The sequence below is a fragment of the Dyadobacter chenhuakuii genome (genome assembly GCF_023821985.2).
Lineage (GTDB): Bacteria > Bacteroidota > Bacteroidia > Cytophagales > Spirosomataceae > Dyadobacter > Dyadobacter chenhuakuii.
On sequence record NZ_CP098805.1, the window covers coordinates 2,994,086 to 3,017,158 of the forward strand.

The window sequence follows — 23,073 nt, forward strand, 5'->3', positions numbered from 1 at the left end:
TCGAAAGAAGTGGTTTTTACTAAAATCCTAGTTTAAGATTCAATCCAACTGTCCTTGTAGAAGGAAGGTTTCCATACTCAATACCCTGAAAGTTACCTGCACCCAAATTCACATCCGGGTCAAATGGCAGCTTGCGTTTTTTCTCGCCAGGAATGTCAAGCGTTGACGAACCTCTGTAAATAAAGAACAGGTTACGTGCGATGAAAGACAATCTTGCTGACTTAATGAAGAAACCTTGTCCCGTGGGAATGTCGTAACCGACGCTCAGCTCTCTTAAACGAACATTAGTCGCTGAGTAAGTAAAGAACTCACCCCATGAATAACGTCCGCCTGATACTGTTGTCCAGAACGTTTCCGCATTGATCGGTGTCGTGTTAGCCTCTCCGGTTGAAGTTACACCCGGTAGCACCCAGCCACCTTCGCGGTGATCCGTAGTGAAGTCGCCTGTTCCGTCAAATGCAAGGTTGGCAGCTGTTCCGGAAGTCATCACGCCACCAAAACGGCCGTCGATCAGGAAGCTCGCTGTGAAGCGTTTGTACGAGAACGAGTTGTTCAAACCTGCAGTGAACTTAGGGTTGAAATTTCCGATGTGCTCAAATTCCTTGCTTACCACAGGCTTTCCACCATTGTTGCCCGCCGAATCCGGTGTCGTTACTACAAATCTTCCCTGATCATCTCTCATCCAGCGCTGCGCGATCATATCACCGTAAGAACCGCCTTCCTCTACGATCGGCGTTGCTGTCCGGCCAAATCCGCCGCCCAGGAATGCACGTTTTACATTAGGATCAAGTCTTACAATTGTGTTTTTGTTTCTGGCCAGATTCAACGTTACGTCCCAGCTGAAATTGTCAGTTTTCGCAGCCTTAGCGGTAACAGAAAGCTCAAATCCTTTATTATTGATCTTTCCTGCATTAATAAACTGCTGAGAGAACCCGGAAGCGGGTGCCAGTGAAAGTGAAAGTAATTGGTTTACGGTATTTGAGTTGTAGTAAGTAAGGTCAAGCCCAAGCTTACCGCCGAACATACGAAGGTCAAGTCCGAATTCCGTGGAAGACGAAATCTCCGGTTTCAGGTTAGTAGCAGGCTGAGTTGGGTCACGATAAACATAACCTCCTGTGCCGCCCTGGGTGAATGTATACGTTTGCGACAACAGATAAGGATCAGTATCATTACCCACCTGCGCCCACGACCCGCGGATTTTAGCAAAACTGATGAAATTCGGCAATTGGAATGCCTCGGTAAGGATCAGGTTAGCACCGAATGACGGATAGAAGAAGGAGTAGGGCTTTGGCAATGTAGACGACCAGTCATTTCTTGCAGCTGCATCCACTGTGAAGAAATCCTTGTATGAGAATGAAGCAGTTCCGAACACGTAATGCAGCTCTTTCTCGTTAAAGTTGGCAATCTGCGACAAGCTTGCTGCAAAAGAAAGGTCAAACTTGTTAGGAACCAGCAAACCATTTGCATTGGCACCTACTTGTGAATAACGCTTGTAGGTTTGTCCCGCTCCGAAGTTGTAGGTCAAGGCAAAGTTCTCGCCGATTTTGTTATTACCTGAAACGATTACGTCAAGGTTTTTTTCAAGAATCGCAACGGAGAAATCCTGGTATGATCCACCGGGGCCGGCGAAAAGCAATGTACGGTTAGCCCAGCTTCTGTTTACACGGTCATCGTAACGGTCGTAACTGATGCGGCCTTGAACATTAAGCCAGTCTGTCAGATTGTATTTTGCAGAACCAAGCGCAGTGATCCGGTTACGTTTTTCGTCGTCCGAAGTTTTGTTCATGGTCCAGTAAGGATTCATGTAGATGGAAGAGGAAGTCCAGTAAACAGGCTCTCCTGCTTCATTCTCATAGGTCTTGTAAGTGTCCAGATCAACACTTCTCGGAACCTTATATACGTTCATCACAAGACCACTTTCCTCACCCGATTTAGGCTTGTTTTTAATATCCTGATTTACATAAGTGATTTTAGCATCTGTTGAAAAACGTTTCGTCAGCTGAGTACCGATGCGCACATTGAATGTGTGGCGCTGCAAGCTGTTATTTGGAATAATACCCTGTACAGCATTGTAAGCATAAGAGGTATAAGTCTGAACTTTGTCAGTTCCGGCAGATATACCGAAAGAGTTATTGGTGGACACACCTGTACGGAAGAAATTCTTCACATTATCAGGAAAAGTGGTTGTAGCAGGGCCCCAGCTACCATAAGCGGTAGAAGTAGCGCCACCAGCGCCTTGTCCATAGGTATTTTGGAACTCCGGTAGAAGAAAAGGATTTTCAACCACAACGCCTGAATTGATGTTCGCAGTCACAGCACCCGCTTTACCTTTTTTAGTAGTAATCATTACCACACCATTGGCAGCACGGCTACCGTAAAGTGCCGATGCAGCTGCGCCTTTCAATACGTTCATCGATTCGATATCGTCCGGGTTAATGTTGGACGCACCGTCACTGCCGTTTGTTCCGCCAAAGTCATTGCCAACCTGGCCCTGTACCGTGTTATCAATAGGCACACCGTCTACCACAAACAATGCATTGTTATTCCCACTGATAGAACGGTTACCGCGAAGCACTACACGAGTTGCAGAACCCGGGCCGCTTGAACCCTGTGTGACTACAATACCAGCCACTTTACCTGATAGTGTATTAACAAAGTTGGCATCACGGACGTCTGTGAGCTGCTTCCCGCTGATTTGCTGCGTTGCATAGGTAAGTGACTTGGCGCTTCTTTCGATACCAAGGGCAGTTACCACCACTTCACCCAGATTTTTCACGTCCGGTTCCAGACTAATCTGCAATGTTGTCATTGTAGGCGTAATGCTTACTTCTTTTGGCATGTAGCCAACGGAAGATATGATCAGGGTGGATTCTCCGGCGGAAACTCCGATAGAAAAACCACCGTCGGCATCGGAAGTGGTCCCGCGCGTAGTCCCTTTTATCAGCACATTGGCGCCGGGCAACCCCGCGCCGTTCTCATCACTCACCTTACCGGTTATTTGCCGGTTCTGGGCATAGGATGGTGAAACAAAGAATGCCGCCACGAGCAATGTGAGCAGCAGGTATTGTAGACCTCTTTTCATAGGTTGAGCTTTGGGTTTATTGATTTTTTATGAAATGTATAATTAATAAAGAACACAAACAATTTATTTGGCAAAATTTAATTGCACTAAACTAATATTCGGCCATTTTCCATATCCTAAGTGATAAAAGTGACAATATCGGCTCAATAAGAAATATTATTTGTCGGATTAACATTTATTAATATTGCTGCGTTTTTTTTGCGTGCTCGAAACACAATGCAGCAGAGGCGGTTTTTGGAAATTTGTCAAATCCCGAATTTATGGATCAGATGGATGGGAAGGAAAGCAGCGTTTGCAATGAGCGTATAGCATTGCCAGCTCCGATGGTGTACATCGGAACTAGTATTATTGCAAGAAGGATTAGGCTGTTGACAGGAAGAATTAATCGTACTTCCGCCAGGCACCGAGAATGGAACCCGTAATTGCGTACACGAGCACACGCACGCCGCCATCGATCAGCGACAGCGCGAGCGGCCGCATGGAGAACATGTCTTTAACAATGATTTCAAAAAGCACAAAAACCACGCCGAAAAGCAAGCCGGTAAACAAACCTGAGGGCAAGGATTTAACAGGAATCTTGGTGAAAACCCATGCCATCGTATAAGCCACAAAAGAAGATGAAACGATGCTGACGAGATAAGGAATGGGACTCGTATTCCCTTTGATCTGCTCCGCGGTAAAGCCGTTCAAAGCCATCCAGCGGTCCGAAAAAGCGGCATACCACAAAGCCGGTATAATTTGACCTAACACCACACATACAAGCACGGCCCAAAGATTGACAGATTGTTTTCTCATTTGTTTGAGTCTTTTATTCAGTCATGGGGTCACCCCAGGGCAGGAACTCCGGGCAGCTCCCCCGATTTCAAATATAGGGTGTTTCGGAATTAGTTGTGCTTTTTATTTAGATGATATGACAAATTCTATATTACGCTTCAAACCATCGAATTTTGTGCGTTTGATGGGTGAACGGCGGAAGAGCTCGCGAAAAACCTCTTCTGTAATTTCCTGCCAATCGTTGTTTGTGAAACCTGCCAGACTTTCAGGCAACGTGAATTCCTTGGTAGTGTGCGGCTTGGAAAAACGGTTCCATGGGCACACATCCTGGCAGATATCGCAGCCGAACATCCAGTTATCAAACTTACCCTGCGCTTCCTGCGGAATGGCCTCTTTTAATTCAATCGTATAATAACTGATGCATTTGCTGCCGTCAACAACAAATGGTTCGGTGATTGCATCCGTCGGACAAGCATCGAGGCATCTTGTACACGTTCCGCAATAATCCTGAACGGCGCCGTCATACGCCAGGTCAAGGTCACAGATAATTTCCCCGATAAAGAAAAAACTGCCCATATCCCGGTTCAGCAGGTTAGAATGCTTCCCTACCCAGCCTAATCCGCTTTTTGCAGCCCACACTTTATCCATTACCGGCGCAGAATCCACAAATATTCTTCCGCTCACCTCCCCGATCTCTTCCTGGATGGATTGCAAAAGTGCGCCCAGTTTTTCTTTTAATACAAAATGATAATCCGTCCCGTAAGCATATTTGGAGATTTTAAGATCTTCCGGACCTTCCGGCAGCTTGTTTTCGGGATAGTAATTGAGCAGAACGGAGATAACACTTTTGGCACCGTCAACGAGTTTACGGGGATCGAGGCGCTTATCGAAATGATTGGCCATATAGCCCATTGCGCCATGATGGTTCTTATTTAACCAGTTTTCCAGGCGCGGCGCTTCTTTTTCCAGAAAGTCTGCTTTGGAAATGCCGCAGAAATCAAAGCCATTTTCCAATGCTTTGGCTTTGATAAACTGACTCCTCTGCTGCCTTACAAGATCTTCTGCCGTCATGCTGCAAAGTTACGAATTGATTGTAAAATGCCATCTTGTCAGTAATTTAGCCCTGGCAAAATAATTTAGGTCAATAAAGGTTGATTAAAACGTCACAATATCATTAAGAATTATGCCTGAAAATACCGAATTCAATATAGATCAAGACAAAAATTACGAAATGAACGAGGAACAAGCGCCACTAGGAGCTGACAAGTTAGACAACGACGAGACGAGTGGAACAAATTCAGTGCCATTGGACAATGCCGGTAAGGAAATTTTGAATGATATGCCTGCTGGTGAGGCGTCCTTGAATGAATCGTCGGTTGAAAAAGATCCAATGGAAGAAGCCAGGATCGAGCTTGCGGAGATGAAAGACAAATATATCCGCCTGTATGCTGATTTTGAAAACTTCCGCAGACGCACGGCAAAAGAGAAACTGGAAATGATCTCTGGCGCCAGCTCGGATATGGTGAAGGCAATCCTGCCTATCGTGGACGACTTCGAGCGCGCAAAAGTATCATTTGAATCCTCTACTGAAATCGATGCATTGAAAGAGGGCGTTGATTTGATATATACAAAACTTTTCAAAACACTGGAAGCCAAAGGATTAAAACCAATGGATTCCAAAGGTGAAACATTTGATGCAGAGCTTCACGAATCAATTGCGCAATTCCCTGCTCCCTCTGAAGATCTTAAAGGTAAAGTGATCGATGAGATCGAAAAGGGGTATTTTCTTAACGACAAAGTGATACGTTACGCGAAAGTGATCGTAGGAGCTTAATTTCAGCAACATAAAATGGCAAAGAAAAGAGATTACTACGAAGTCCTTGGCGTAGACCGCGGTGCTGCCGCAGATGAGATTAAAAAGGCTTACCGTAAGCTGGCAATCAAGTTTCACCCTGACAAAAACCCGGACGATCCTACTGCGGAAGACAAATTCAAGGAAGCGGCCGAAGCGTACAGCATTCTCAGCGATGAGAACAAGCGCGCGCGTTATGATCAATATGGTCATGCGGGTGTAGGCGGCGCAGGTGCCGGTGCGGGTGGTTTCAGCGGCGGAGGATTTTCCATGGACGATATTTTTTCTCAATTCGGCGATATTTTCGGCGACAGTAGTCCGTTTGGTGACATTTTTGGCCGCGGTGGCGGTGGAGGCGGCCGTCGGGTGCGTAAAGGCTCGGATCTCAGGATTAAGCTGAAACTCAACCTGGAAGAAGTCGCTAATGGTGTTGAGAAAAAAATAAAGGTAAAACGACATGTAACCTGCAACACTTGCGGTGGCAATGGCGCGAAAAACGGAACGTCGCTGACCAACTGTAATTCGTGTAACGGGACAGGTCAGGTTAGGAAAGTGGTAAGCACAATGTTGGGCCAGATGGTTTCAACAAGCACTTGCCCGACTTGTAACGGCGATGGAAAGATTATCAGCGAGCGCTGCGATTCTTGTGCGGGAGAAGGAAGATTGCTGCAGGACGACCTAATCACCCTGAACATTCCGGGCGGTGTTGCCGAAGGAATGCAGCTTTCAATGTCCGGTAAAGGCAATGTGCCTACAAGAGGCGGCGTAGCGGGTGACTTGCTGATTGTGATTGAGGAAGAAGAAGATGCAAATTTGAAAAGAGATGGTAACAACATTGTTTTCGACATGCACCTGAGCTTTATCGATGCTACATTAGGAACATCCGTTGAAATCCCGACCATTGACGGCAAAGCCAGGATCAACATTGAATCAGGCACGCAGGCTGGTAAAATTCTTCGTTTGAAAGGTAAAGGGATCAAAGATTTGAATGGTTACGGCAAAGGTGATCAGTTGGTTCATATTAATGTGTGGACGCCACAGCAACTTTCATCTGACGAGCGTGAAACATTGGAATCACTTCGTCATTCGCCTAACTTCCAGCCTAAGCCAGGAAAGAATGAGAAAGGCTTCTTTGACAAAATGAAGGATTTCTTTCACTGAGAAGGTTTATCAAATCGTTAAATATATAACAAGCCGTTTCAGCAATGAGGCGGCTTGTTTACTTTGAACCGGAATGTGGTTATTCTTGTCGTCGCTCTAACCGGAGACAATACCCGGTCCGGTACTGTAATTCATTTAATCCAAATATGAAACATTTAGTAATTACCATTGCCCTATTACTTCCCCGAATGCTTTTCGCTCAAAATAACAACCCTTCCGAACTTACCTTCGCTACCTATAATGTAAGTATGGAAGCCGAAAATTATGTCCCAAAAGGCACAAAGGACATTTCGGAACAAGTGTTGGTCAAAGAGCTGGCCAGCGGCACGAATCCACAGATCCGCAACATTGCACGGATTATTAAGACTGTAAGACCGGACGTGATCCTGCTGAACGAGTTTGACTACATCGCCGATCCGCAGCAGGGCGTTTTACAGTTTGTGAAAGCTTACCTGAATGTTGATTCCGATGGCGCAAAGGCCATTGATTATCCCTATTACTATTACGGAACATCCAACACCGGACAGCCAAGCCCTTTCGATCTTGATAATAACGGCAAAACGGAACGATTCGGAGCGGATGCGTGGGGATTCGGGGTGTATCCAGGACAGTATGCTATGGTGCTTTTATCCAAATACCCGATCGAAACGGACCAGGTGCGCACATTCCAGCATTTCAAGTGGAAGGATATGCCGCAGGCTTTGCAAACGAAAAAACCGGACGGCAGCGATTGGTATGCACCGGAGGCATGGCAGCAATTTCCGCTTTCGTCTAAGTCGCACTGGGATGTTCCGGTAAAAGTGGGCGCAAAAACGATCCACTTCCTGGCCAGCCACCCCACGCCACCCAGCTTTGACGGTGCTGAGGACCGTAATGGCAAGCGTAACCATGATGAAATCCGTTTTTGGAAAGATTACATCAGCGGCGAGCAAGGTGCATACATTTATGATGACAAAGAAACACGTGGCGCTTTGGCACCGGATGCCAGTTTTGTAATACTAGGAGATCAAAATGCTTCGCCTGATGAAGGCAATGCAATCGGTGAAGGAATAAAATCACTCTTGTCCCACCCAAAAATCAACAACGATGCAACACCCGCCAGTAAAGGCGGCTTTGAACATTCCAGCAGCAATCCGTTCGCTAAAACCCACACGGCCGTATGGCGCATGCGGGCGGATTACGTGTTGCCTTCACGGGCTGGGTTGAAATTCATTGATAGCGGTGTCTTCTGGCCGGCCAAAGGCGAACCGCTGGCTGAATTGGTTGAAAAACGCGAGTCGAGCTCGGATCACCGGTTGGTTTGGGTGAAGGTTAGTTTGGACTGATCTCCCTGTCAGCCTGAGCGGAGTCGAAGGGGGCGCTATCACCTAGATGATAGCGCCCCTTCGGCTCCGCTCAGGGTGACAAGGGATGTTCAGCTTTGGCGCTCAGCCATTGGCCGCCCAGCGGTCGGGCCTCCGAAGGTGCCGTTGTGCTAGCCCTTCGGCTCCGCTCAGGGTGACAAGACAGACGCCCTGTCACCCTGAGCGGAGCCGAAGGGGGCGTTACCACCTTGGTGATAACGCCCCCTTAATTACTTCCACACGTCGTTACTATAACAGCATTTACTGCCCGCCGTACATGTTAAATGCGGCGAGGTGCTTCTGGAATATGGCTTCGTATTTCTTTGCGACGGCTTCTTGCTTCGCTTCGCGGCATTCCTGGACGATGATCTGCATGATGTAGAGATAAACGTTGGTGTCGCGGCGTTTTGTGGTGCCGTTGTCTTTGGCCCATGTTAATACCTCGTCGGCGCGGGTTGCCATGGTTTCTGCTATTTCCAATGCCTTTTTCGTTTCGCCCAGGTCGAACAATGGCCCGATGAAGTTTGCCGAGAACTGATCGTATGGAATGCTTTTGTCCGGCATTGTGGCCAATGATTTTTCAATTGCTTTCTTAGCTTCGTCCTTGCGGCCATCTGCGATCAGCTGACCCGTTAAGCGAAGGAATGCGATACGTGCCGTGGCAACCGGTGAACCCAGATATGTGTTGTCATAGTAAGTGTTCGGGTTATCCAGCTCCCGCCAGAACATTTTGGTCATCAGGTTGTTGTACATCACATCCGTGTTCACGTAGCCGTCGCTGGCTCCCGGCACTTTTACGGGAAGCAGGCGGTAAGCGTATCCTTCCAGCTGCATGTATTCTTTCAAATTCAGGTAACTCGATCCGCCCAATGTCGAAGAGAAGTAAATCGGTCTTTTCCAGTCGTTTGTGGCAATAATATCGAGCATAATCAGGTCCGATTTATACAAGTCACCCTTGCCGATCGTCCAGCTGATGGAATCGCTTACGAATGGGATCAGGTCGCTTTTGATAATATTCATTTTCTTAACCGCCTCTGCGTTCACAGGCAGGAAAAGCACAGATGATGGCAAGATAGAAGTCATATCGCCACTGGTTAGCGGCACTTGAATGGCTTTATTTTCTTGTTTTACCAATCCAAGATATTCTTTCAGGTTAATCCCTTCTTTTACGCTCGGAATTTCATAGAACGGCACAATGTCATTTTTACCGAAAGCGTAATTGTTTTTATCCAGAGAAATCGGAAGCGCTTCTGACAAATAAGTCTTGCGCTTCATCTGGTCGATATACCAGTCGGTTCCTAGCAAGCTGAGGTTACATACACGCACGTCGGTCCGGAACCCTTCAACTTCCTGGACATACCATAATGGGAATGTATCATTATCCCCACCGGTGAAAAGGATCGCATTCGGTGCGCAGGAGTTCAAAAGGTTTTTGGCAAAATCCACGGAATGGAACCGGTTATCGCGGTTGTGGTTATCCCACCCTTTTACTCCCATAATAACGGGAACAACCAGACAGATCGCCGTGGCAGCTCCTGCTCTTGTAGTAGCGCTTTTTACGAATTTGCTCAATGCATCGGCAATGGAAATGACGCCAAAACCAATCCAGATACAGAAAATATAGAATGACCCCACGTAAATGTAATCACGCTCACGAGGCTCTGTTGGCGGCGAGTTCAGGTAAACAACGAGTGCTACCCCGGTCAAAATAAATAACAATCCAAGGACAAGCAGGTCGCGTTTTTGTCTGAAATAAACAATCACGACCCCGAGTAATCCCAGTATGAATGGCAGCATGAAATAATTGTCATGCGCTTTGTTATTGGCAATCGGTGCAGGGTATGTTTTGCCGGCATCCCACGGAAGCATATTACCAGCCCCCTCTTCGTCACTTTCACGCCCTACAAAATTCCAAAGGAAATAACGCCAGTACATATGCCCGATCTGATACGAGAACATGAAAGACAGGTTGTTACCCATTGTTGGCTTCTGTCCTTCTGCCAGGCCGGTCATTTGCTGGTAAAGCTGCGGGTGACCCGACTGCGTGCTATACATGCGCGGCAATAACATGCTGCTCCCCGGTTCGTACTCATACTCAGGACGATAGTCATAAATAGCATATTTACCATCCTGTTTGCGATACATAGGCGCACCACGCTTCTGGCTTACCGGACGGGATACAAATGAAGGCCCGTAAAGCAAAGGACGGCTGCCATACTGCTCTCTTTTAAGGTAAGAAACAAAGCTCAGGACGTCATTAGGATTGTTTTCATTGATGGGCGGATTGTACTCCGCACGCACAAGCACCATCAGGTAACTTGCATAACCGATCAAAACAAAAGCAAGTGAAAGCAAGCTGGTATTCAGGAGCACATTGCCTTTTTGGTGGGAATAACGGATCCCCCAAATGATGGCACCAATGAAAATAATGATGAAAAATATAACCCCTGACTTGTAAGGAAGCCCAAGTGAGTTTACGAAGAAGATCTCGAATTTACCCGCCACACTTGGCAAGCCAGGAATGATTCCTGAGTTGATAATAGCCAGGACAACAAGCCCGCCGGCAAATGCAAGAATGCCTCCGAAAACGCTGACCTTCGGGTATTTTTTGAAATAATAAACCAACGCCAATGCCGGAATAGTTACCAGATTCAGCAAATGGACGCCTATTGAAAGCCCGACCAGGTAAGCGATAAAGATCAGCCAGCGGTTTTCAGCAGCCGGGTCTTCGACGCGTTCCCATTTGAAAACGGCCCAGATAACGATCGCCGTGAAGAATGAGGACATTCCGTAAACCTCAGCTTCAACGGCTGAAAACCAGAACGAATCGGACCAGGTGTAAGCAAGTGCGCCCACAATTCCGGAGCCCATCAACAGGATAATGTCGCCTGATGTAAGGTCCGCATCGCTTTTCGCGATCAGCTTGCGTGCCAGCAATGTAATGGTCCAGAATAGAAAGAGGATCGTAAATGCGCTGCTTAGCACGGAAACCATGTTGATCCAGTAAGCAACATTAGTGAGGTCACCGAATGCTAATAATGAGAAAATCCGGCCTATTAACAGAAAAAAAGGTGCTCCCGGAGGGTGTGGCACCTGTAATTTGAAAGCGCAAGCGATAAATTCTCCGCAATCCCAAAAACTGGCAGTTCGTTCGACTGTAAGTGTATATGTGATTAATGCAATTGCGAAAACAATCCAACCCGTAAGGTTGTTGGAACGGTTGAAACGGGTCATTTGACAGACGGTAAATTTAAAAATGTTATGGGCAAAATGCGCAAAAACGGTAACTCGCTATGGGCAGTTTTATCAATGGTCGGCCAAAATTAGCAAAATTACCTCAACAGTAAGATTTTCCTTCTCTTAAAAAGTGTTAAAGAACTTAAAACCCTTTCACTTGTAAAAGATCCATTTGGCCAGCTCTCTGTAACTTACTTTTTTTCCGTACATCAGGATACCAACGCGGTAAATCCGGGCTGCCAGCCACGTTGTGCCCATAAAACCCAGCACGAGCAGCACCATAGACAGCGCAATTTCCCAAGCCGGAACGCCAAACGGGATCCGCACCATCATAATGATCGGCGATGTAAAGGGAATAATGGAGGTCCAGAATGCCAATGTCCCGTCGGGGTCGCGCAGGACGAATTGGGCGAAAACAAAAGAGAAAATGATTGGTAATGTGATCGGGAGCATGAATTGCTGGGTGTCTGCATCATTGTCCACCGCAGCACCTACGGCTCCGAAAAGCGCGCTGTAAAGCAGGTAACCTCCCAAATAATAAAACAGAAAACAGCCCAGGATCAATGGAATATTCAGGCTGTTGATGGCTCCCAAAACTTCTGCAACCGGATTTTCCACATTACCGCCCGGCATACCCGATGGCCCGGGCATGCCCTTTTGGACCTTTTCCATTTCCTGTGCCATTTCAGGCGATTCTTTGGACATTTGGTTGCTCAAAACAGCCGAAGTAGCGCTCGTTAATGCAGTTGTAAGCAAAATCCAAAGCACGAATTGCGTAAGCCCAACCAATGCGACTCCAATGATTTTACCCAACATTAACTGAAATGGCTTAACCGAAGAAATGATTACTTCGACGATCCGGCTTGTTTTTTCCTCTGTTATCCCGCGCATCACCTGCGTGCCGTAAATAAAAACGGACATATATATTAGGAATGCACAAATGCCGCCAATCACCGTTGCGGCTCCTGAACTGCTCGTTTTCTCGCCTTCTTCGCTCAGACTGATGGTTTCCGAGCTCACATTCACACGCGAATCTTCCAGGATTTTGTGCGTGATACCCGCTTCTTCAAGCTTAATGTTTTCGATTTCTTTCTCGATCACCTTTTCGATTTCCGATTTCAGGTCCATGCTCACATTTTTTGCAGCATAAATACGGACGCTTTTCGGTTCCTTAATGACATTTTTAGGAATGTACACCAATGCATTCGCGTCGCTGTTTTTGAATTTGACTTTGGCAGAATCTATGGACGAATCCAGATAAGCAAATTTCAATGTTTCGCTATTCTTGAATTCATTCCGGAACAAACCGCTCTCATCCAGCACCTGGACCGTTTTTGTGTCAACAGAACCAACGGCAACCCAAATCACTACACCGTAAAAAGCGACGAATAGCAACGGCCCAAGCAGCGTCATAATCAGAAATGACTTCTTTTTGACCCTTACGAGATATTCCCTTCTGATTACCAAAAATATATTGCGCATTGTGGAAAGTTTTAAATGTAGGACGGCTTGAAACTATGCTTCGGGGACTTCATTGACGGAGCGCATGAAAATGTCGCTCATACTTGGAATGTTCTCTCCGAAAGACCGGATTTCTGCTCTCGGCAGCAAATCCCTGAGCAGATCGTTTGGACTCGCAACTTCGCCCAGGTGAATGTTCGTACGCCTGTAACCGTTTTCAAGTTCTTTTTCAGGAGTAAGCGTGTAAAATTCTTCCAGACCGCTCAGATCTCCTTTATATTCAACAAAATACGTGTGGGTTTTAAATTGTTCCTTAATCAGCTTTTTGGGTCCGTCAAGCACTTTTTTGGCTTTGTGGATCAACGCAATGTTGTCGCAAAGCTCCTCCACGGTTTCCATTCTGTGCGTTGAAAAAATGATCGTGCTTCCTTTTTGTTTTAATTCCAGAATTTCGTCCCGGATAAGGTTTGCATTGATGGGGTCAAAACCTGAAAAGGGCTCGTCGAGAATGATCAGATCAGGTTCGTGGAGCACGGTGGAAACAAATTGCACCTTTTGCTGCATTCCTTTCGACAGATCCGAAACGCTTTTATCCCACCAGGTTTTAATGTCGAATTTGATAAACCAGGTTTTCAGCTTGTCCATCGCCTGTTTCTGCGACAAGCCTTTGAGCTGCGCCAGATAGAGCAGCTGCTCCCCTACTTTCATTTTTTTATAAAGTCCGCGTTCTTCGGGCAAATAACCGATCCGCGAAATGTGACTTTGATTTAAATGCTTCCCGTCAAACAAAATTTCACCTTTATCCGGCCCGGTAATCTGGTTAATGATCCGGATTAGCGAGGTTTTTCCCGCGCCATTCGGCCCTAGCAAGCCAAAAATGCATCCTTTTGGGATGTTGATGCTAACATCATCCAATGCAACGTGATTGGAATACTCCTTGGTAACATTCCGGACTTCTATGATATTCATAATCTATATAATCGGCTGTAAAATGAGCTGCGAACTTGTGCGGTGTAAAATGCAAAGTAATCAGCGGCCGGATTAAAGTTACATTATGAGCGTCTAAAATCGAGTGATCAGTGGTAAAATAAAAAAAAGCGGGCGGATCACCGCTCGCTTTCGATTTTCAAATATTCAGGAAATGTGCTCAGATATATTTTTCTCTGATTTGAAATAAAACCCAAAACCCGATGACGCCGCTGATGAGCGCGCCCAGAATGCTAAGCTGGATCAAATTACTCACCAAACCCACAAGCAATGCGTAATATAGCAGGTTCCAACCCTCGCGCTTGCGGGCACGCAATGGCGAAAATGCCAGCACGTACATGATGAGCGTGATAACGCCAAGGGCAATGCTCACATAAAAGTTAAAACCAATGCCGACCGAAACGGCGCCCAGCCCAAGTGCTGCGCCACCAATGCCGAATGCCGTAAGCAAGCCTAAAATCCCAAGGATGGATAAAACGAGTATGAAATAGGGCCCGTAATGCACCAAAAATTCTTTGACAGACTCTGAAAACGGAGGGAATTTTTGTAAAAAGATGGGCTCTAATTCTTTTTCCAAAGGTAAGTTTGATTGCATAAAGAGGTACGTTTAGCTGAATATCACTAAATTAATCACTAAAACTAGAAAGAAAACTTTGTAACCCTTCTAACCTGATTAGCAACCGTTGCCGGTGTTTATTAATCGGCTTTTGGCATATCAAAGGCACATTAGTCTTCCGGATAAGGCACAAAAACAAAGCCGGAAAAATCGCCGATCAATGCAAAAAGGCAGCAGAACTCGTCGGCATTTTTGTAATTCTCGGTGAACATTAAAACCGATTCTTCGCCAATCAGCTTCCTGTCCACGAATTCTTGCATGAAACTAGCGCGATAGGCGTAGTTATTTGTCAGTTCGGTCCTATCGATCAGCAGTGCGCCTAATTCCACCTCACTATTGCTCACGATAAAAATCGGATAGTCAGAAAAGCCGCGTTTGCGGATCTGATAAGACGCTTCTTTGAGCTGATCCGCCACTTTGATAAAGTCCTGCGATATATAACCCATCAGTTTCTGGTTCAACTCAGGTGAGTTGGCGTCGTCCATCAGGGCATTTTCATTACTATTATTAATCATGATTATTTTAAATTAAAAAATCGGCCGACGTCTTACATTCTGGCTGCCAGCAGCAATGTTAAATCTTTATAGCGCATGTTAAAACTCCTTGCGATATGTGAATTTGTCAATGTTCCTTTGTGACAATACACTCCTTTCATAAACCAACGATTGGCATAAATCATTTCCTCGATGCCGCCAATTGTGCCTGTTTGCAATAAAAACGGCAAAAATACATTGCTAAGCGCCGTGCTGGCCGTATGCGCCACACGTGAAGGAATGTTGGGCACGCAGTAATGAATCACATCATTATATTTGAATGTCGGGTGCTTGTGCGTGGTCATGCGGGAAGTTTCGAAAGACCCGCCCTGGTCAATGCTGACGTCAATGATAACGGAGCCTGGCTTCATCTGGGAAACCATTTCTTTGGTAACGACCAATGGGCTGATCCCGTTCTCAGCGCGCATCGTGCCTATGACAACATCAGCGCGGGCGATGGCCTCCGCTAATGTGTCCGAGTCAATGATGGATGTATAAAGGTTTTGGCCTATCGCGTATTTTAACCTTTGTAACCTATATATATGCTTGTCAAAAACCTTGATATCCGCGCCTACGCTAATGGCGGCGCGGGTGGCATATTCCGCAACTGTTCCGGCTCCCAGGATCACGATTTTAGTTGGCGGAACGCCTGTAATACCACCCAGAATGATGCCTCTTCCACCATTAGGCGTGGATAAATATTCAGCAGCGATCAGCAAAACGGTGCTTCCGGCGATCTCGCCCATCGCCCTGATGATGGGCTTCCCTCCTACTTTATCTTCAATGAGCTCGTAACCGATCCCTGTTATTTTCAGCTCATTCAGCTTCTCAAAATATTTCTTTTCCAGCGTTGGCAGGTTCATTGCCGAAATCAATGTTGTCCCTGCTTTGATATAACGGAACTCTTCTTCCACCAGCGGCTCCACTTTCAGGATCACATTGGCCTGATAAACTTCCTTGGCACTTTGCACGATCACCGCCCCGGCTTCGCTGTACTCGTGGTCGGAGAGGTTTCCGCCTTTTCCTGCATCCTTTTCAACCCACACTTCATGTCCGTTTCGAACGAGGATTTTTACTGCGTCGGGAGTCAATGCGATCCGGTTTTCCTGCAAAGAAACTTCACGCGGCAAGCCAATATGCAGCGAATTCTGATCCTTGCGCACCGCCACCAGGGATTCCTGCGGATACAACGCCGACTGCTTGGCAAGCTCTTCGAAACCGGTAATCTGAGGTTGTGCCATTGAAAAAAGTGAATGTGAAACGAATTGATTATGACCTCTATACCTGGGTTGCCTTTAACATTCTCACGCCATTTTCATCCGCTTCCATATGGATCAGCAGATAATGCAATGGCCATAAGGATTCAATTTTCCCCGGCCATTCGACAAAGCAGAAATGCCCGGAATCGAAATATTCCTCCACGCCCATATCAAGCGCTTCGACTTCATCCTTAATCCTGTAAAAATCAAAATGATACACCAATTTATCACCGGCGTCATATTCGTTGACCAGTGAAAATGTAGGGCTTTGAACGTGTGAGCGAACGCCCAGCTTTTTGCAGAGCGCTTTGATGAGGGTTGTCTTGCCGGCGCCCATATGGCCCTCGAAAAGCCATACGGGAATGTCTTTGCCAATATGCAGCAGATCAGCAGAGACCGTTTCCAGTTCTTCCAACTCACTAAATTGCATAACGGCAGACTCTCCAAACATGCTACAAAAATACACATTTTGGAAAAACTCGTGACATTAAATCATGGAGTGTTGTGTTAAACCTTCCACTCGGCCTTCATGTCGCGGCCCAGAAGTTGGTTTGCCTCCTTGTCTTTTTTAAATTCTTCCTTTTTTGGATTCCAGGTTAATGAACGTTGCAGGCGATACGCGATGTTCCCAATATTGCAGACAGAAGCGGTCCTATGCCCCACTTCCACATCACAGATCGGCGGCTTCCGCGTGCGGATCGCATTCAGAAAATCTTTATAATGGTTATCACTGACGTAGACTTTTGAATTTTCACTGGTAAAGGTCTTCTCTTTTAATGTTTCGGGCGTGGTGCGCAGCTCTCCTCTTGCTACAAAAACCTCACCGTCTGTTCCTACGAAATGACAATGTTGCTTGCCTTCCATCGGCCGGTGGATCACTTCGGCGCCGTTGGCATATTTGTAGACCAATCCTTTTGTAGGCTCTGAATAGACAAGCTCCACCGGCCCGCTGTTATCCATGCCCAATCCCCATTGCGCGATGTCAAACATATGTGCGCCCCAGTCGGTCATGCCGCCGCCGCCAAATTCAATGTAATCACGCCATTTGGGCCAGAATGTGGCTGTCATGACGGGTGCCAGTTCATTGTTATAAGGCCGGTTCATGGCATTGGGGCCCATCCAGAGATCCCAGTTCAGGCCATCGGGTTTTGTTTCTTCTTTTAAATCCCATGCTTTCGGCGGTCCGCCTACATTGACGAAAACCTGCTTCACTTTGCCAATGGCGCCACTTTGCACCAATTGCACAGCCTGCGTAAATTCCTTGGCCGATCGCTGCATGCTTCCTGTCTGGAAAACGCGATTATGCTTGCGGGTTGCATCCACCATAGCACGTCCTTCTCTGACAGTGAGCGATAACGGTTTTTCGCAATAAATATCTTTCCCTGCCTCGGCAGCCCGCACCGCCATAGACGCATGCCAGTGATCCGGCGCTGCAATTACCACAGCATCAATGTCTTTACGGGCAAGCAACTCGCGAAAATCTTCAATTCCGATAGCTGACTTATAATTGCTTTGAGCCGCTTTCTCAGCATACCATTTATTTACATTGGTCACAAATGCTTCACGCTTAACCGCATACACATCCGAAGCAGCAACAATCTGCGTTTCCATCGTGTCCAGAAAACGATTCCTTAAACCGCCGCTCTGCCGACCGCAGCCGATAAATCCTAATGCAATTTTATCGCTCGGCGCCAGATATCCTTTCCCCAAAACATGCCTTGGAACGATCATGAATGATGATAGCACCGCCCCTGCTTTTAGAAAGTCCCTGCGATTCAAAGAATTGATTTCCATATCAGTTAGAAGTTGAGTTCTGATATTTCAAAGAAAAAAGAAGAAATTTCTACTAACCAATCTCATTGATTGAAATCAATAGCAAATTCAATTTATCAATATTTTCAATCGCTTTTTTTAAATCCGTTGATTGAAATCAACGGCGAGATTTTTCAATATTCTATCGCCTTTGATTTTTAAACCACTTCCTTTTAAATCCGTTGATTGAAATCAACGGCGAATCTTTCAATCATTCCCGTCGATTTTAATCGACGGAAAATACTCGACACAGAAAATTGATTATCATCTAGTAAAAAACAACTTTCCAAAACTTATGATCATTACGTTTTCATTCGAAAATTAAATTCAAACCTCATGTCCCAACACATTTCCCGTCGCGATTTTCTCATCAATAGTGCTTTAGCTGGTGCAATTGCTCCTGTCATTGCGGACAATGCTTTTGCGGCAAAGGCTGATTCAGCAGCAGAAGTCCCTAAAATCAACATTTTTTCCAAACACCTGCACTTCCTGAATTATAGCGATATGGCGGATGCCGCCAAGGAACTCGGCTTCGATGGCATTGACCTCACGGTGCGCCCGAAAGGACATGTTTTGCCTGAGAATGTGGAAAATGACTTACCAAAAGCTGCGGAAGCGATGAAAAAGGCTGGTTTTACGCCCTTAATGTTCTGCACAGCCGTGGAAGATGCAACCAACCCGGTTGACAAAAAATTGCTGGAAACGGCTTCTAAGCTGGGTTTCAAATATTACCGCATGAATTGGTATAAATACAACGAACAGCAAACCATTCCGCAACTTCTGGATCAGTATAAGGATAAAATGGCTGGGTTAAGCCAGTTAAATAACCAGCTTGGGCTTGTGGGTTGCTATCAAAACCACGCGGGCAGGCTGGTAGGCGCGAGCATGTTTGAGATCTGGGAAATTCTGCAAAAAGCCGATCCTAAAAGCATGGGTGCACAATATGACATCCGCCACGCCACATTGGAAGGTGGTCTTTCATGGCAAACGGGCTTCAATCTCATCAGGCCGAGCATTAAGACCATTGTTTTAAAAGATTTTATGTGGGAAAAAACCAATGGCAAATGGGGACCCAAAAGCGTCCCGCTCGGAGAAGGCATGGTGGATTTCAAAACCTATTTCAAACTACTGAAAGACAATAAAGTAGACGTTCCGATCTGCCTGCATCTGGAATATCCTCTGGGCGGTGCAGATCAGGGCGCGGATAAAATTACGGTGGATAAAAAGATCGTTTTCGATGCCATGCGACGGGATTTGAAAAGAGCAAAAGAACTTTGGCAGGAAGCATGAACAGCCCGTCATTATGAAACGCCTGATCTTGTTTTCGCTGATTTTCGTGGCTGTTACCGGCTTCGCAATTGCTCCCTATTTAAATGATACGGACTGGCCGGAATACAACGGAAACGGCGAAAGAAGTCATTATTCTGCGCTTAATCAGATCACAAAGGATAATGTTTCTGAGCTGAAAGTTGCTTGGACATATGCCTCCGGCGGAGCGGATACAGCGCGAAACCGCAGTCAGATGCAATGCAATCCCATCATTATTAACGGCATTCTTTATGGCGTTTCTGCATCTATCCAGGCTTTTGCGGTTGACGCGGCGACGGGCAAAGAAATTTGGAAAAGCGATTTGCCGGATGTTGCGGGAACATTGAGCCGTGGTGTAACTTACTGGTCTGATAATCAAAGTAAACGCATCTTTTTTGGCGCTGCAAACTGGCTTTACGCACTTGATGCAAACACCGGAAGGCTCATTGATTCGTTCGGTGATCACGGCAAAGTCAATCTTAAAACAGGCATTGAACGCCCTGGCTCTGATGATTTTATATCATCCAGCACACCTAATACCATTTATAAAAATCTGATCATTGTCGGCGGCAGGGTTGCCGAGAACGAAACGGCACTTTTGGGCGACGTGCGAGCTTATAATACCGTCACGGGTAAGCTCGTCTGGACATTCCATACCATTCCGGACAAAGGTGAATTTGGCTACAACACGTGGTTGGCGCAGCCGGCAAGACAGCAATTCGGTGGCGCCAATGCCTGGGCAGGAATGGCCATTGACCGGAAACGCGGCATCGTTTATATTCCAACCGGTTCGGCAGCTTTTGATTTCTGGGGCGGCAACAGGCCCGGCGATAACTTGTTCGCTAATTGCCTCATCGCGCTCGATGCCGCAACAGGCAGGCGACTCTGGCATTACCAGCTCGTCCACCACGACATTTGGGACCGCGATCCGCCGTGTCCGCCTAATCTGGTAACGCTGAACATTAACGGAAAACAAGTCGACGCCGTTGTGCAGATCACTAAGCAGGGTTACATCTTTGTTTTCGACCGCGTAACGGGCAAACCATTGTTTCCTATCAAAGAAACGGCCTTTCCAACGGATGCTATGGAAGGCGAAAAACCCAGCAAAACACAGCCCATTCCTACCTTACCGCTGCCGTTTACGCGGCAAACATTCAGTGCCAAAGACTTTAATTCATTTGTCGCAGACCGCGATTCCTTGGAAGGATTGTTAAAAAAAGCACGCTTCGGAACGGCTTACATTCCGATCACCGGCGATATGACTATTTTTTATCCAGGAACAGATGGCGGCGCGCAGTGGGGCGGCGCGGCGACTGATCAGGATGGGATCATGTACATTCCGGCAAAGGAAATTCCGGTTTACACGACATTGAAGAAAAAGGAAGTGCTGAGTGAAAAGGCCGTTAACGGCAGCAAACTTTATCAATTAAATTGCGCTGCCTGTCACGGAGCTGATAAAACTGGAAACCACGACGGTTCTTATCCTTCACTCGTGAATGTTGAAAAGCGGTTATCCCGAGAACACATCACAGCCATTTTACAAAAGGGAAAAGGAATGATGCCTTCGTTTTCGCACATTTCGGATGCAGAAAAAAATTTGATCATTGATTTTTTACAAAACAAAAATACGGAACAAAAGACCATCAGCACCAACACCGGGCAGGTTCCTTACCATAATACGGGCTATAATCGTTGGTATGATAAGAATGGCTATCCCGTAAGTCAGCCGCCATGGGGAACGCTTACCGCCGTGGATCTCAATACAGGCCAACGCCGCTGGCAGGTGCCGCTAGGAGAATACAAAGCATTGACAAACAAAGGAATTCCACCAACCGGAACAGATAATTACGGCGGTCCGCTCGTCACATCGAGCGGCCTGATCTTCATCGCCGCCAGCCGCGACGAAAAGATCAGAGCATTCGACAAAGCAACCGGAAAAATCCTCTGGACTGCCACATTACCCGCCGCCGGCTACGCCTCAGCCAGCACCTATTCAGTGAAAGGCAAACAATTCCTCGTCATAGCCTGCGGAGGCGGTAAGCTGAATACGAGGTCGGGCGATCAATATGTAGCGTTTGCATTGCCATAAACCTGGCTCTTGCCCATTTCCCTTCAAAAGTTACCTTTGTTATTATTGTCTAAAAATAAAATTATGGCTTCACGAATTCTTAATGTTGGGTTGATTGGCTTTGGGTTGTCCGGGCGTTACTTTCATTCCCCTTTTCTTAGCACCAATCCGAATTTCAAGATCAAGACCGTTGTCGAAAGAAGTAAGAACGAGGCGCAGGAATTCGATCCGAACATTGGCAATGCGCGGTCTGTTGAGGAGCTTTTGAGCGACGAATCCATTGATCTTGTCTTCATATGCACGCCTAATGATACGCATTTCCCTTACGCAATGGACGCTTTGGAAAATGGCAAACATGTGGTGATCGAAAAGCCATTTGCGGCAACGGAGGAAGAAGCACGCCAGCTCGTTGCGGTGGCCAAAGAGAAAGGATTGATCCTGACGGCTTACCAAAACCGCCGCTGGGATTCGGATTTCTTAACCATTAAAAAACTGATTGCAGAAGATAAATTAGGCGACATTGTTGAGTATGAATGTCGCTACGACCGTTTCCGCCCGGTTGTTCCGACCGAATCCTGGAAAGAGAAAAGCGTTCCGGTGGGTGGCAACCTTTATAACCTGGGACCGCATTTGATTGATCAGGCTTTGGTGCTGTTCGGTGAGCCGCTGACAGTAACGGCCGAAATCCGTTCGGTAAGGCCTAACAGCGAGATTGATGATTACTTTGACGTGCGGCTGGGCTATGCGGATAAGCTGGTGATCGTAAAATCGAGCCTCATGGTTTATGAAAATTTCCTGCGCTATAACCTGCACGGGACGAAAGGATCATTCATCAAAGGCGGCCTGGACCCGCAGGAAGAGACATTAAGGAAGAATATTTTACCTACGGAAACACCGTGGGGCGTTGAGCCGGAAAATCGCTGGGGAAAATTATCCAGCGAAGCGTTTACAGGCATCATCGAAAGTGAAGCGGGTGATTATGCGCCGTTTTATCAGAATGTGTATGACGCGATCGTAAACGGCGCGGAGCTGGCTGTGAAACCAGAAGAAATCCTACGCACAACGCGCGTGATCGACCTGGCTTTCCAAAGCAGCCGCGAGAAGCAGGTGATGACTTATTAATGTTTGATTTGGATTAAAAAAAACGAAAGGCTGTCACATTTCTGTGGCAGCCTTTTTTGCAGGAAGGTCCGTTGAGTTATTTAACAACTGCTGTTACCAGACGTTTTGTTTCCGTTGCGATTACGAATGGCTTTGCAGAAGTTTCACCACCGTTGTTCACGATGAAGCTGTAATTTCCGTCAGCAAGGTTCGATAGATCGAAGATTTTTGAGTAGTTCTCAGATTTTGGAAGAACTGTGCTGTAAACGATGTCTCCGTTGAAATCTTTGATAACCAATGAAGATCTTTCTTTCACGCTGTCAAGCGTAAGTTTGAATTTCAATTCGCTGTTTGAAACCAGTTCAATAGAAGCGTTATTTTCTTTGTTTTTGTCTGCGGCGATGGTAAGATTAGCAGCTGATACTCCCAACAGAACTGCGATCGTCAAAATTGTCTTTTTCATGTTTCTAATGTTAATG

18 protein-coding genes are annotated in these 23,073 nt (G+C 46.5%); 6 read left to right on the top strand and 12 right to left on the bottom strand.

Annotation, left to right across the window (positions count from 1 at the left end):
* Window positions 1-19: 19 nt before the first annotated feature.
* From NFI80_RS12390 to queG, 3 genes are all read right to left on the bottom strand, one after another.
* Window positions 20-3,082 (bottom strand): SusC/RagA family TonB-linked outer membrane protein, encoded by a 3,063-nt coding sequence (locus tag NFI80_RS12390; RefSeq protein ID WP_235162883.1) that lies wholly within the window; start codon window positions 3,080-3,082, stop codon window positions 20-22.
* A 381-nt stretch (window positions 3,083-3,463) separates the two neighbouring features.
* Window positions 3,464-3,877: a DUF1761 domain-containing protein gene (locus NFI80_RS12395; protein ID WP_233795680.1), complete on the bottom strand. Its 414-nt coding sequence runs from the start codon at window positions 3,875-3,877 to the stop codon at window positions 3,464-3,466.
* 102 nt (window positions 3,878-3,979) lie between these two features.
* Window positions 3,980-4,927 carry a tRNA epoxyqueuosine(34) reductase QueG gene (queG, locus tag NFI80_RS12400; RefSeq protein WP_233795679.1) on the bottom strand — a complete coding sequence of 316 codons (948 nt, stop codon included), beginning with the start codon at window positions 4,925-4,927 and terminating at the stop codon, window positions 3,980-3,982.
* Window positions 4,928-5,087: 160 nt separating this feature from the next.
* On the opposite strand from queG, the gene NFI80_RS12405 reads away from it, so the two are divergent.
* The 3 genes from NFI80_RS12405 (at window position 5,088) to NFI80_RS12415 (ending at window position 8,194) form a co-directional block, all read left to right on the top strand.
* Entirely contained in the window at window positions 5,088-5,690 is a 603-nt protein-coding gene (locus tag NFI80_RS12405; RefSeq protein ID WP_235162882.1) for a nucleotide exchange factor GrpE, read from the top strand.
* 15 nt (window positions 5,691-5,705) lie between these two features.
* Window positions 5,706-6,869: a molecular chaperone DnaJ gene (dnaJ, locus tag NFI80_RS12410; protein WP_233795677.1), complete on the top strand. Its 1,164-nt coding sequence runs from the start codon at window positions 5,706-5,708 to the stop codon at window positions 6,867-6,869.
* Between the two features lie 146 nt (window positions 6,870-7,015).
* Window positions 7,016-8,194, top strand: a complete 1,179-nt coding sequence (locus NFI80_RS12415; protein WP_235162881.1) for an endonuclease/exonuclease/phosphatase family protein — start codon at window positions 7,016-7,018, stop codon at window positions 8,192-8,194.
* 279 nt (window positions 8,195-8,473) lie between these two features.
* Here the strand turns inward: NFI80_RS12415 and NFI80_RS12420 are convergent, their stop codons facing one another.
* From NFI80_RS12420 to NFI80_RS12455, 8 genes are all read right to left on the bottom strand, one after another.
* Window positions 8,474-11,446: a glycosyltransferase family 117 protein gene (locus tag NFI80_RS12420; RefSeq protein ID WP_233795675.1), complete on the bottom strand. Its 2,973-nt coding sequence runs from the start codon at window positions 11,444-11,446 to the stop codon at window positions 8,474-8,476.
* Window positions 11,447-11,602: 156 nt separating this feature from the next.
* Window positions 11,603-12,931, bottom strand: a complete 1,329-nt coding sequence (locus NFI80_RS12425; protein WP_235162880.1) for an ABC transporter permease — start codon at window positions 12,929-12,931, stop codon at window positions 11,603-11,605.
* Window positions 12,932-12,964: 33 nt separating this feature from the next.
* Window positions 12,965-13,879 (bottom strand): ABC transporter ATP-binding protein, encoded by a 915-nt coding sequence (locus tag NFI80_RS12430; protein WP_233795673.1) that lies wholly within the window; start codon window positions 13,877-13,879, stop codon window positions 12,965-12,967.
* Window positions 13,880-14,057: 178 nt separating this feature from the next.
* Window positions 14,058-14,492, bottom strand: coding sequence for a hypothetical protein (locus NFI80_RS12435; protein WP_235158273.1), 435 nt, complete (start codon window positions 14,490-14,492; stop codon window positions 14,058-14,060).
* A 131-nt stretch (window positions 14,493-14,623) separates the two neighbouring features.
* Window positions 14,624-15,028, bottom strand: coding sequence for a hypothetical protein (locus NFI80_RS12440; protein WP_233795671.1), 405 nt, complete (start codon window positions 15,026-15,028; stop codon window positions 14,624-14,626).
* A gap of 32 nt (window positions 15,029-15,060) precedes the next feature.
* A complete protein-coding gene (locus NFI80_RS12445; RefSeq protein WP_233795670.1) occupies window positions 15,061-16,287 on the bottom strand; it encodes an alanine dehydrogenase in 1,227 nt (408 codons plus the stop codon).
* Between the two features lie 37 nt (window positions 16,288-16,324).
* The gene (tsaE, locus tag NFI80_RS12450) at window positions 16,325-16,756 is read right to left on the bottom strand and encodes a tRNA (adenosine(37)-N6)-threonylcarbamoyltransferase complex ATPase subunit type 1 TsaE (RefSeq protein WP_254414145.1); all 432 of its coding nucleotides are present in this window, start codon (window positions 16,754-16,756) and stop codon (window positions 16,325-16,327) included.
* 56 nt (window positions 16,757-16,812) lie between these two features.
* On the bottom strand, window positions 16,813-18,099 hold the full coding sequence (locus NFI80_RS12455; protein ID WP_235162878.1) for a Gfo/Idh/MocA family protein: 1,287 nt from the start codon (window positions 18,097-18,099) through the stop codon (window positions 16,813-16,815).
* Between the two features lie 354 nt (window positions 18,100-18,453).
* Here NFI80_RS12455 and NFI80_RS12460 point away from each other — a divergent pair, with 354 nt between their 5' ends.
* From NFI80_RS12460 to NFI80_RS12470, 3 genes are all read left to right on the top strand, one after another.
* Complete coding sequence (locus NFI80_RS12460; protein ID WP_235162877.1) at window positions 18,454-19,407, top strand: sugar phosphate isomerase/epimerase family protein; 954 nt, start codon at window positions 18,454-18,456, stop codon at window positions 19,405-19,407.
* A gap of 13 nt (window positions 19,408-19,420) precedes the next feature.
* Window positions 19,421-21,514 (top strand): pyrroloquinoline quinone-dependent dehydrogenase, encoded by a 2,094-nt coding sequence (locus tag NFI80_RS12465; protein ID WP_235162876.1) that lies wholly within the window; start codon window positions 19,421-19,423, stop codon window positions 21,512-21,514.
* Window positions 21,515-21,577: 63 nt separating this feature from the next.
* Window positions 21,578-22,615: a Gfo/Idh/MocA family oxidoreductase gene (locus NFI80_RS12470; RefSeq protein ID WP_235162875.1), complete on the top strand. Its 1,038-nt coding sequence runs from the start codon at window positions 21,578-21,580 to the stop codon at window positions 22,613-22,615.
* A gap of 76 nt (window positions 22,616-22,691) precedes the next feature.
* Here the strand turns inward: NFI80_RS12470 and NFI80_RS12475 are convergent, their stop codons facing one another.
* Window positions 22,692-23,057: a T9SS type A sorting domain-containing protein gene (locus tag NFI80_RS12475; RefSeq protein ID WP_026630813.1), complete on the bottom strand. Its 366-nt coding sequence runs from the start codon at window positions 23,055-23,057 to the stop codon at window positions 22,692-22,694.
* Window positions 23,058-23,073 lie beyond the last annotated feature (16 nt).